The 11,539-nt window shown below is 35.4% G+C and carries 11 protein-coding genes; 10 read left to right on the top strand and 1 reads right to left on the bottom strand.

The features are described from left to right. Positions 1 to 2 precede the first annotated feature (2 nt). The 3 genes from JWR87_RS18655 (at position 3) to JWR87_RS18645 (ending at position 2,377) form a co-directional block, all read left to right on the top strand. Complete coding sequence (locus JWR87_RS18655; RefSeq protein ID WP_297823101.1) at positions 3 to 572, top strand: 50S ribosomal protein L25; 570 nt, start codon at positions 3 to 5, stop codon at positions 570 to 572. Positions 573 to 1,075: 503 nt separating this feature from the next. Next, positions 1,076 to 1,651: an aminoacyl-tRNA hydrolase gene (pth, locus tag JWR87_RS18650; RefSeq protein WP_297823098.1), complete on the top strand. Its 576-nt coding sequence runs from the start codon at positions 1,076 to 1,078 to the stop codon at positions 1,649 to 1,651. A gap of 114 nt (positions 1,652 to 1,765) precedes the next feature. After that, positions 1,766 to 2,377, top strand: coding sequence for a fumarylacetoacetate hydrolase family protein (locus JWR87_RS18645; protein WP_297823096.1), 612 nt, complete (start codon positions 1,766 to 1,768; stop codon positions 2,375 to 2,377). Between the two features lie 400 nt (positions 2,378 to 2,777). On the opposite strand, the gene JWR87_RS18640 is transcribed toward JWR87_RS18645, so the two are convergent. Next, complete coding sequence (locus JWR87_RS18640; RefSeq protein WP_297823094.1) at positions 2,778 to 2,906, bottom strand: hypothetical protein; 129 nt, start codon at positions 2,904 to 2,906, stop codon at positions 2,778 to 2,780. Between the two features lie 395 nt (positions 2,907 to 3,301). Between JWR87_RS18640 and JWR87_RS18635 the strand changes: the two genes are divergently transcribed. The 7 genes from JWR87_RS18635 to JWR87_RS18605 form a co-directional block, all read left to right on the top strand. Further along, a complete protein-coding gene (locus JWR87_RS18635) occupies positions 3,302 to 4,141 on the top strand; it encodes a polysaccharide biosynthesis/export family protein (protein ID WP_297823092.1) in 840 nt (279 codons plus the stop codon). A 4-nt stretch (positions 4,142 to 4,145) separates the two neighbouring features. After that, positions 4,146 to 6,488 carry a polysaccharide biosynthesis tyrosine autokinase gene (locus JWR87_RS18630; protein ID WP_297823090.1) on the top strand — a complete coding sequence of 781 codons (2,343 nt, stop codon included), beginning with the start codon at positions 4,146 to 4,148 and terminating at the stop codon, positions 6,486 to 6,488. Positions 6,489 to 6,770: 282 nt separating this feature from the next. After that, positions 6,771 to 8,108, top strand: a complete 1,338-nt coding sequence (locus tag JWR87_RS18625) for a polysaccharide biosynthesis protein (RefSeq protein ID WP_297823088.1) — start codon at positions 6,771 to 6,773, stop codon at positions 8,106 to 8,108. A 235-nt stretch (positions 8,109 to 8,343) separates the two neighbouring features. Then, positions 8,344 to 9,318: a glycosyltransferase family A protein gene (locus tag JWR87_RS18620; RefSeq protein WP_297823086.1), complete on the top strand. Its 975-nt coding sequence runs from the start codon at positions 8,344 to 8,346 to the stop codon at positions 9,316 to 9,318. After that, positions 9,306 to 10,472, top strand: a complete 1,167-nt coding sequence (locus tag JWR87_RS18615; RefSeq protein ID WP_297823084.1) for a glycosyltransferase family 4 protein — start codon at positions 9,306 to 9,308, stop codon at positions 10,470 to 10,472. Before JWR87_RS18620 ends, JWR87_RS18615 begins: the two co-directional genes overlap by 13 nt. A 111-nt stretch (positions 10,473 to 10,583) precedes the next feature. After that, the gene (locus tag JWR87_RS18610; protein WP_297823082.1) at positions 10,584 to 11,018 is read left to right on the top strand and encodes an acyltransferase; all 435 of its coding nucleotides are present in this window, start codon (positions 10,584 to 10,586) and stop codon (positions 11,016 to 11,018) included. 24 nt (positions 11,019 to 11,042) lie between these two features. Beyond that, positions 11,043 to 11,539, top strand: a 497-nt coding sequence (locus JWR87_RS18605; RefSeq protein WP_297823080.1) for an acyltransferase, incomplete at its 3' end; no start/stop codon positions are given.

Genomic DNA, 11,539 nt, shown 5'->3' with positions numbered 1-11,539 from the left:
CAATTACAATCGAAGGACAACTGAGGACCGAAATGGGCAAAAAAGCCACGCGCCAGCTTCGCTCTCAGGAATTGGTGCCTGGTGTAATTTACGGTGGTGCACAGGAAATTAATTTCGCTGCTCCTGTTAAGGCTTTTAAGCCTATCGTTTACACTGGTGAATTTATACAAACAGAAATTAAAATTGATGGCCAGAATTATGTTTGTATTTTAAAAGATCTGCAGTTCGACAAGGTTTCAGACCAACTCTTACACGTTGACTTTTTAGAATTAGTCGGTGACAAAAAAGTGGTTGCTACGCTTCCATTACATTTAACAGGTACTGCTGTAGGCGTAAAAGCTGGTGGTAAGCTGGTAGTAAAAATGAAATCTTTAAAGGTAAAGGCTTTACCTTCTGATTTAAGAGAGGCAATTACGGTAGATATCACAAACCTTGAGTTAAACGGTAACATTAGGGTTGAAGATGTAAAGGTTGAAAACATGGAAATACTAAACAGTCCACGTATACCTATCGCTTCTGTTGTTATGACCCGTCAATTAAAACAGGAAGAATCAACTGAAAAGAAGAAATAACACTTTTATTAAAATTAGCCCGGTCTTTAAAAGACCGGGTTTTTTGTGCCACGTTGCGCTGATAATTATTGCATGTGTTTGTTAAGCTTTAATTTCTTATGGCGACATTGTTGCGTCGCACACTTTTACGGTTGTTTCAAAATCAGCTTTGCACGAGCAATTAAAACATTACTGAAATGTGGATGCTATTTCTATAGCATCGTCTGCAACTTCAGCTTTCTTGTTATCTTTTTGCTGAAGTTGTAAATCCGTGTAGAACTTCCGGGCAAGCTTTTAGTAATTTCCTTAAAGTTAATTTTGGTGATCTTCCAATTCGTTAAAAGCGGCAGTGTGTTGTGAAGAAATGTTTTAAAAAAAAGCCGACATAAAAAGATTCAGTACAAGTGAGTGACACAATCGGAGCTTAGTTAAGAGAAAATGTTCGTCATCAAAAAGCAAAGCACGCAACCCATTGGGGCCTTTTTGTATCTATTGTTAATATAAATTGGAAGTGATTTTTAATCATGAACAAATTTTTAATTGTTGGATTAGGAAATATTGGATTTGAATATGCACATACAAGACACAACATAGGTTTTGATGTTGTAGAGGCGCTTGTATTAAAGCATAAAGGTTTATTTAAAACAGAACGGCTGGCAGATGTAGCTGAAATAAAATTTAAAGGAAAAACTTTAGTCTGTATTAAGCCTGCTACTTACATGAATCTTAGTGGCAGGGCTTTTAGATATTATATAGACAAAGAGAAGATAGAAGTTGATAATACCCTTACCGTTGTTGATGATCTTGCCTTGCCGCTTAGCAAAATAAGGTTGAGGGGTAGTGGCAGCGACGCTGGCCATAACGGCCTAAAAGATATACAAGCAACCTTGGGTACGGATAAGTATCCTAAGCTTCGTTTTGGAATTGGCAATAACTATGCTAAAGGAATGCAAATAGATTTTGTTCTTGGAAAATGGACGCCAGATGAATTGCCTGTGGTAAATAAGAAAATTGAAAAATGTGTTGAAACAATAGAAAGCTTTGTTTTTGCGGGTTTGCAGCGAACGATGAACGTGGTTAATACTTTAGAGGTTATATAATAATTAATTTTTCGTGCGTTATATACGCGTATTAGAATTTCCTATAGTTAAAAGTACTGTTGCGTTTTCTCTTATTTTGGTTGCTTTGGTTGCCATCTTATAAAAAAATCATTTATGAAAATTTTTTGTGTAGGTCGAAATTATGTAGAACATGCAAAGGAACTTGGAAATGAGGTGCCCGACGAACCTGTAATTTTTATGAAGCCTAAGAGCGCACTGCTACAGTCACATACACCTTTTTACTATCCTGATTTTAGCAATGAACTTCATTATGAAGTTGAACTGGTGTTACGAGTATGTAAAAATGGCAAGTACGTAAACGAAAGACAAGCATCGAAGTATTATAACGCTATTAGTGTTGGTATTGATTTTACTGCACGGGACATACAAGGTGAGCTTAAGAAAAAAGGGCTTCCCTGGGAGAAGGCTAAGGCCTGGGATAATTCTGCGGTTGTAGGACAATGGAGAGACATTACTCCTGACTTACTTAAAAAACCAGTTAGGTTTTCATTAAAGAAAAATGGCGAAGATGTTCAAAACGGCGTATCTACAGACATGATTTTCACCTTTGATCAGATTGTGGCCAACATAACTAACTACTTTTCACTAAACATTGGTGATCTTATTTATACCGGTACACCTGCCGGTGTTGGTGAATGTGTGGTAGGTGATATACTAGAAGGCTTTTTAGAAGCTGAGAGGTTATTTGAATTGGAAGTGAAATAAACATACTTTTTTTCTTTTGCCGTTCAGCTACAAGCCTTTTCCTCTTTGCTTTGTTTTTTTATATCTTTCTCATTTTCCCTTAGCTCATTTTCCTGTTGTAGTATTAAACAAGTCCTCTTTTAAAGGAAACATTGAGTGTACTGGTACCAACATTAGAGAATGTGGCTTCATCGTTGCGTCGCAATCACTTCATCTGCAAGCCATTCTGCAGCTTGTTATGTGCAACTTTTCAATTTAGCTGTAATAATATGGGCGGGTAGCGCCTCCTAAAGCCACCAACTATAGATTGCTGATACCCCACTATAAAAACAGTCGTTCACATTGCAAATAAAAAGATCAAAATGGTATTTTGAATTAAGGTCAATTGCTATTCAGCTTTCTTTTCTATTTTAATTGCTACTTAACCGCAAGAGTTAAGAAGCATTTGCCCAGCTTTTACATTAGCTCCTCTTCCATCAATTTCTAATTTTCCTGGCGAAGTAATTTGAAGCATAAGAGCTTTCTTTTTTAACATCTCCTTAAAATCCATTTTTTCACCCCTTATTATCCGTTCATATCTTATCTCAAAACCCTCTTTTAAAAAAATAGAATTAGTAATACTGCATCCTTTTAAGAAGTATTATTGTCTTTAATGTTCTCAAATAATTTAATTAGAAATAAAAAAAGAATAATCATATTTGCAAAACGCATAATGGCGTTATAGTGCCGATTTGGAGCTAAAAAGTTGAATACTACTGATCTCTACTTCGTGGGTAATTGTAAAAAAAGATCAATCTACAAAATCAGTATCAATTGTGACTGAGTGTAGCGAAGCTTTTAAGGCATTTGGTAAATAATTATAAACAGCTAATTTGCCAATCTTTTAAACCTAATCATAATTTTTACCAGAAAAACTGTTTAACCAATATCTACAATATTTATCTTATGACATTGAAAAGTAAATTTTCATTATACTCTCAACCGTTTATTCTTTCTTGCATTTTTTTGGTGTTGCTCTCCTCGTGTACTACTACTAAGAACAATACAGATTATCTTTATTTTCAGGGAGTAGAAGACAATGTAGGCGTTCAACAAAAAGAAACAATAATTCAGCCGCGCGATTTGCTAAGTATTCAGGTGTTTAGCAAAACACTAAACCAGGAGCAAGCTGCTATATTCAACATTTTTTCATCATCGTCTGCGCCTTCAACAGCACCAGCAGGCGCTAGTTCAGGATCTGGGAATGCAGGGGCATCGCAGGGATATGAGGTTAGTGCAGCAGGCAATATTGAAATGCCAGTTATTGGAATAGTCAAAGCCGCAGGGTTAACAAAAGATCAACTACAAACTCTCTTAGTCGAAAAGATTTCTAACTATGTTAAAAACCCATCCATAATGGTTCGCTTTAGTAATTATACTATAAACATGTTAGGAGAGGTACGAAGCCCTGGAGCAAAGAAGTTTTCTGTTGATAAAGTGACAATAATTGATGCGATAAGTACGGCAGGAGATTTAACCGAATTTGGTAGGCGGGAAGATGTAATGGTTATAAGAGAACTAGGCGGGAAAAAGTTTTACTATACTGTTGATATAAGAAGTAAAAAAGTATTCTCGTCTCCAGTTTACGTCTTGCAGCCAAATGATATAGTATATGTGGCACCAAATGCTAAAAAATTAAAGACATTAAATGCTGATGTAGAAACTCAACGCAAGATAAGTATGTACATGAGTTATTTTGGAATTGCTATAAGTCTTATCAGTGTTTTCGTTTATTTAAGAAGATAATTTTATGAGAAAAGAAGATAATGGGATATTCGGAGAAGAGCAAAGTTCGACAAGTGTTCGACAGCTTTTGGCAAAATATTTTGCATACTGGCCGTTATTTATAATAAGCGTTTTTTTGTGTGCTGGGGCTGGTTATCTGTATGTAAAATACACAGTACCTAAATATATGGCGTCCTCTACTTTTTTAATTATTGGAACTAAAAGTAGTGCTAGTGACGATCTTGTACAGGCAGCGCTAAGTGGAAAAAAGGAGATAAACGTAAACAACGAATTACTGCTGCTGAATTCCGATAACTTGATGGAAAGAACGGTAGCAAAAAATGATTTTAATATTTTATATATTAAAAAAGGTAAGATTCTAGATTTGGAGATCTATAAAGATGCTCCTTTTACGCTTACCACTAAAGAAATGACGGATAGTAATAGTAGCTATAGTATATATATAAAGAAAATTGACGCAGTTGGAGGAGAATTTATTTTTGGGCCCGAGAAAGATGAAAAAAAATATTCTTTCAAATGGAACGAGCCCTTTACTATAAGTAGACAAGTTTTTGTGCTATCACCAAAAGGTGTAATCAAAGAGGGTGACGGAGAGTATATTGTAAAATGGGAACCGGTGTCAAGTATTGCCGCTAGTTTAAAATCGACACTAACTGTAAAACCCTATGATACCAGGACAAATGCGATTGTTTTAACAATAAAAGCTGAGAATCGTAAGAAATGTGAAGACGTTTTAAATGGTCTCTTTAATGAATTTAATCGTTCTGATATTGAAGACAGAAACAAGTTATCAAAAAGTACTGTTCAGTTTATTGATGACCGATTGGTTAATATTACTGGGGAATTGAAAGGAGTAGAAGGTAATTTGGAAAGCTACCAGGGATCTAACCAACTGATTGATATTAAAAGTCAGTCGGGTCAAGCACTGGGCGATGCGAATAGCGTGTCAAAAAGTATTAAAGACTTAGCTATTCAACAAGGAGTAGCGTCAATGATACTTAACTATTTCGCAAACCCTGCCAATAGTAGCAAATTAGTCCCATCATCATTGGGTTTAAATGATGCAACCTTAGGGTCTCTGATAACTCAATACAACGAGTTACAGTTGAGGAAAGAAAGAGAAGCTCCTCTCGTTGCCCCTAATAGTACGGTTATGCAGGATTTAAACACCCAGATCGATAATCTCAGAGGCAGTATTCTAGAGAGTTTAAGTAACATTTCCAAGAACCTGCAGCTTCAGGAAAGAGGCCTTCAGCAACAAAGTAATCAATATCAAAGTATGCTTTCTTCAGTTCCCCATAACGAGAGAGTTATGCAGGAGATCAAAAGGAAGCAAACGATTACTGAAGGTTTGTATTTATATCTTTTTCAAAAAAGGGAAGAAGCAGCAATTTCCAGCACCACTTCTTCCGTCCCTCATTATAGGCAATTAGACTTAGCTAGAGGATATGGACCCGTTGAGCCAGATAGGATAAGTATTATTACTTATTCTGCACTCTTTGGACTTTTCTTAGCATTCGGCTTTATTTTTATTAAGGATACGCTTAATGATAAGGTCGTATCAAGGGAAGATATTATCAAACGTACTTTAGTTCCCATAGTTGGGCAGATAGCCCATATGTCTAGAAGAAAAAAACAAGTGATTGCTGTTTTAGACCGAAACATTATTGCAGAACAGTTTCGTGCTATTAGAACGAATATTTCTTTTTCATTAAAAGACAGAAATAAAAAAACACTATTAGTCACTTCATCAGTTAGTGGTGAAGGCAAATCATTTATCAGTCTGAACTTAGCTGCAGTGTTTGCTATGCCGGGCAAAAGAGTTGCATTGCTTGAGTTTGATATTAGACAACCAGTAATAGCAACTAATTTAAATCTTAATGCTACTAAAGGACTTACAAATTATCTTTTAGGTGACGTTAAATCTATCTCAGAAATATTCCATGTTTCTGAAGATGTTCCGGGCCTACATATTTATCCATCTGGTCCTATTCCTCCTAATCCTGGGGATATTTTATTAACTGCAAACCTTGCAAAACTATTTGAAGCTTTAAAAGCAGAGTATGATTTCATTGTTATAGACTCCCCGCCTGCTGGCCTGGTAAGCGACTCATTTGTCTTAGGAGAATTTAGTGATATGGTTCTGTATGTAATTAGAAGTCAAAAAACAATTAAAAAACAGATTGACTTTGTTAATGAGGTAGCCGGCAATAAGTCGTTGTCTAACATGGCTCTAATCTTAAATGATATTAAAAATAGTGATAACTATGGTGGTTATGGCTATGGAAATAACTCATACTATTCAGATGCTAAACCTATTAAAAAGAAGAAATTAATTTCTTCATAATTCGCTGCTAGCACTTACGTCTTTAATGAAGCTTCCATCGAATTTCCATTGCACCTTATCTACTTTTAGAGTTTCTTGTTAAGTTGGCTTGTTTATATAAATATTGTTCCGGCTTGTGCTTCATACCTAAGATGCCTTCCTTATAATAGTTCAGAAGAATATTCATACTAAAGCAGAGTAACTAACAAAAGGAGATTATTATCAAAATGTATAATACCCCTACAAGACGTATTTTCTTTAATACTTTCCTTTAAACCGCAAGTTCTTTACAATAATTTCATTTTGCAAGAAAAAGCAATTTTTACACCGAGGGAGATGCGTAAAGCAAAGCTTTTTGAATTTGCTAAATTAGTTTCGATCGTAGGATCTACGCAGACTATTTTACAAGTCATTAATATCATTACAGGCATTCTAATAATAAGAATGTTGCCAACTGAAGAGTATGCTTTTTATACTATAGCAAATACCTTATTGGGAACGATGGTGTTGTTGTCGGATAGTGGCATAGGAATAGGTGTCATGTCAGAGGGTGGAAAGGTTTGGCAAGACCAACAAAAGTTAGGGCAGGTATTAAATACAGGACTTCAATTAAGGAAAACATTTGGAATTGTTAGCTTATGCATCGTAATACCAATTCTGGTATATTTATTAATACACAATAAGGCAGGTTACTTCCAAACCATTATTATAATTATTGCTCTTATCCCTGCATTTATTGCATCCTTGTCGGACTCGATATTAGAAATCGTACCAAGATTGCATCAAGACTTAAAGGCTTTGCAGAGAAACCAGGTCGAAGTAGGTATAGTAAGGTTGCTATTAAGTGTGATAAGTCTCTTTTTATTCCCATTGACTATTGCTGCATTGGTAGCAAATGCTTTGCCTAGGATTTTAGGAAATATAAAACTTAGAAAAATTGCAAATAAATTCGTAAAAATTGAAAGTGAAACAAGTAATGATATTCGAAATAACATGTTAAAGATTGTAAAGCGTGCTTTACCTAGTGGTATTTATTATTGTTTTATTGGTCAGATAAGTGTTTGGGTGATTTCTATTTTTGGGAAAACTTCTTCTATTGCCGCTATAGGGGCGCTAGGAAGGATTGCCTTCGTCACTAACGTATTGGCAAGCGTATTTTCTATGATAATTATACCTCGGTTTGCAAGGATGCCAGCTGAAAAGGGGCTATTGTTGAGACGATATCTTTTTACTCTTGGAATATTGGCAGTTGCATTGTTTTCAATAATTTTCTTAACCTGGGCGTTTTCAACACGAATCTTAACGATTTTAGGCGCTAATTACCATAGTCTAGATTTCGAACTTGTGCTTGCTGTAACTTCAAGTAGTGTAGGTGTATTGACTGGAGCTAGTATAAACTTAATTACTAGTCGTGGATGGCTTCTTAATCCTGTGTTCAGTATATTGATAAATATGACTGCTTTAATAACAGGGGTTCTCATTTTTAATTTAAGTACATTGAAAGGCGTTTTGCTTCTGGGCATATTTATAGCACTTGTGGAATTTGCAATCAATTTTGGATTTGGTTCTCTGAAAATTGCTCGGTCGTATATGGGTGAAAGTAACAGTAATCTAGCTAAAGCAAATGTAGAGTCGCTTTAAATATAGTCATCGCGCTTAAACTGAAGTTACTGTCAAGATAAAAGTTATTAAAATAACAATTGTAGGCATTTCAAGGAGAAATTAAACATTTAACGTGTATTACAACTCCTTGGTGAACAGGTTGCAAACGTCCAAAATATTGTTATTTCGAAAACGGGAGCAGGAGAAGTGATCTTCGGATTTCCTATTTATAATTTTTTCGCTTACGGTCTTTTCTTTATAGTAAAACAATCATTTGCAAAACTCGAAGCTGGTATCAGTAATAATTCCCAACTACAATCATGAAGCTTTCTTGAAGAAACGGATAGAGTCTGTTCTAAACCAAAGCTATCAAAATTTCGAAGTTATAATTTTAGATGATTGTTCCACTGATAATAGCAGAGTGATAATAGCAAAGTATAAGGACCATTCTAAAGTAACGCACGTCGTAATAAATGAACATAACAGCGGATCTCCTTTTAAACAATGGCAAAAAGGTTTTCAACTTGCACAGGGGGATTACATTTGGATAGCAGAGAGCGATGATTATGCTGATACTGAGTTTTTGACAACTGCTATAACTACCCTCTGCGCACATCCATCGGCAGGGTTGTTCTTTAGCGATTCAAATGTAGTAGACGCGGCGGGAGCCGTTCATCTTAACTTCTACAAGAAACATAGGAACAAGAATTTCAACACGGATAAGTGGGATCGTGATTATGTTATAACTGGAATACAAGAAATAAGAGACAACCTTATTTTTGATTGCACGATTAATAACATGAGTGCAACAGTGTTTGAAAAAGGATTACTATCTAATGTCAAATTTGAACATTTAAATAAATTTAAATATTGCGGCGATTGGTATTTTCTGCTTGCTTTAGTAATGTATACTGATGTTGCATATGTCGCCAATCCGCTAAATTATTTTAAATATGGAACTGATAATTTCAAGAAAGGGACAAGATCTAGTTTGAATTACCTTCGAGAAAGAGCACTGGTTAAATATTATTTATGGGACGAAATTCATGCAAAACTCACAAAGTTTGAAAAGAGAAAAGTTTATAAACAATTAGGTTCGGAGATGCAAATTCAAATAAATGAAGCAGTTAAGGGGGATAGCCCTATTATGGAAACTTTGAAAATGATGAGAGAACTGAGGAGTTTAAAGCGTTCTTTGTTTAATGTTCAAGTTAGATGGAGTCTGTCCCGGTACTTATGGAGAAACTGAAAATTTTATTAGTGCTACAAACACCCTGGGGAACAAGTTTAGGGATGTCAAAGGTTCATCACGACTTAAAAAATGAGTATGAGAAATTTGGTCATGAAGTCGAGTATTTGGACTGGAACAAACTCTACCCAAAAGGACAAAACGCTTATGATAAAGTTTTCGGCTCCCTATACACCGAGCGTATTTTTAGGTATTTGCGGTGCAACGCTCATAAATTTGATATAATTGACGCTAATTTTAATTGTATTCCGTACAGCAAGTCTCAGTATAATTTTACCGGAGTAGTCCTTTATCGCTCTCACGGACTACAACCTCTTTATCGGCAAATAGAACAGTCTGCACCTTATAAAAGGATGGAGTCTTTCGACATCAAAAAAATATCTATTAAAACTAAACTTGGTAACCTATACCGTTTTCTCCAAAAAAAAGATGGCGATTATGAGCTGTTTAATTCCATTAAACATGCCGATATTGTTCACGCCCTAAATTTGGCGGAGTACAATTACTTCTTAGATTATGGCGTACCCAAAGAAAAGATTTTTTTAATACCAAATGGTATCCCTGATGATCAATTGCCGACCCCTAATAATTTATCAACAAGCCCAAAAAGAAAAGAGCTAAGTTTTGTAGGTGCTTGGACATTTAGAAAAGGCATCAAAGATTTAAACGATATTATTAAGCAAGTTCAGCTGCAAATGTCGCTTGACAAAGTCAACCTATTGGGCGGTGGGCAAGCATTTGATCCGTACTCCTTCTTCGAAATGCCTTTACATCCATTACTGCAATTTAAGCCTCATTTTGCTCAGAACGAGTTACCTGAACTGCTTAAACAAACTAAAGTAGGAATTTTTCCCAGTTATGTAGAAGGATTTGGTTTAGCGATTTTAGAACAATTAGCACTAGGGATTCCCGTAGTAGCCTATGATACTCCAGGACCGAGAGATATTTTGCAACCTTTGGATGAAGGACTATTAATAAAGTCTGGGGATAAAATGGCTTTTGGGAATAAGGTAGCCGAAATATTGAAACTAACTGAAGAACGATACGTTGAATTATCTAATAAATGCAGAGAGCGAGCTAAAGTCTTTAGAATAAGTACTATTTCGCAAGAGTTTTTAAAGGTCTATGAACTATTTATAGCAAAGTCAAATTAGCAAGTGCAAAGTTTACGAACAATATTATCGGAGTTTCGACTTTATCTTTGTAATCACATAATCAACGTCATCCCGAGTCATACCATCAGGCTTCTATTCTATAGGAAAGTTATGAAGTTTAAAATTGGCTCCTATTCCTATATTTTTCTTGGATGTACTTTTGATTGCGCGGGGGGGTTAGAGTTAGGTTCTAATTCAGTAATTAATTCAAATTGTAGATTAGACAGCAGAGGTGGTTTAAGTATAGGAAATTGTGTTTCCGTGTCAAGCGAAACAATTATTCTTACCGCCGACCATGATATGGACAACAACATGGAAGGAAGACTGCTTGGTGTAAGAATTGAAGATTTTGTTTGGATGGGAACAAGGTCAATGATACTACCAGGGGTTGAAGTGAAAAGTGGAAGTGTAATAGCTGCCGGAGCTATTGTAACAAAAACAGTTATTGAAAATAGTGTTGTTGGCGGCATTCCCGCAAGGTTATTAAAAAACAGAGATAGACCCACTTTTGGTTACATCGCGAGATACAAAAGGTTATTTCAATAGTTTTCTTCGAAATGGATTAAAATAATGGCAGCTAATATCTTGGTAAAAGCCCGATTTAAAGTTATTTCTTTTAAGTCTACTTTAAGGAAAGCATGCTACATTATGCAAGGAATGATAGTTGGGAGTCAGACAATTGTTGGAAAGATTCACGTTGAATGGCCTAATTCTGTAGAGATTGGCAAAAATTGTGATATCCAAGATGGAATTACATTCTGGATTCAGAGTCCATTTAAAATTGATAATAGAATAATTATTGGTGATAACGTTTTTATTGGAAGAAACACCGAGTTTAATTGTTGCAAATCGATACGGATTGGCAATAATTGTTTAATTGCTAGTTCCACTGTTTTTGTAGACTCATCACATACTTTTGTCAAAGATGAACTAATTACAAATCAGCGTCTTGCTTTAAAAGAAATTACAGTGGAAGAGGATGTTTGGATAGGAACCGGATGTAAAATTTTGTTTGGTGTCCGTCTAGGTAGGGGATGTATAATAGGAGCGGGAGCTGTTGTTAACAA

The sequence above is a fragment of the Segetibacter sp. genome (genome assembly GCF_025963695.1).
GTDB lineage: Bacteria > Bacteroidota > Bacteroidia > Chitinophagales > Chitinophagaceae > Segetibacter.
Note: the sequence above shows the minus strand (reverse complement) of the source record. Positions and strands in the feature narration are given on the sequence as shown.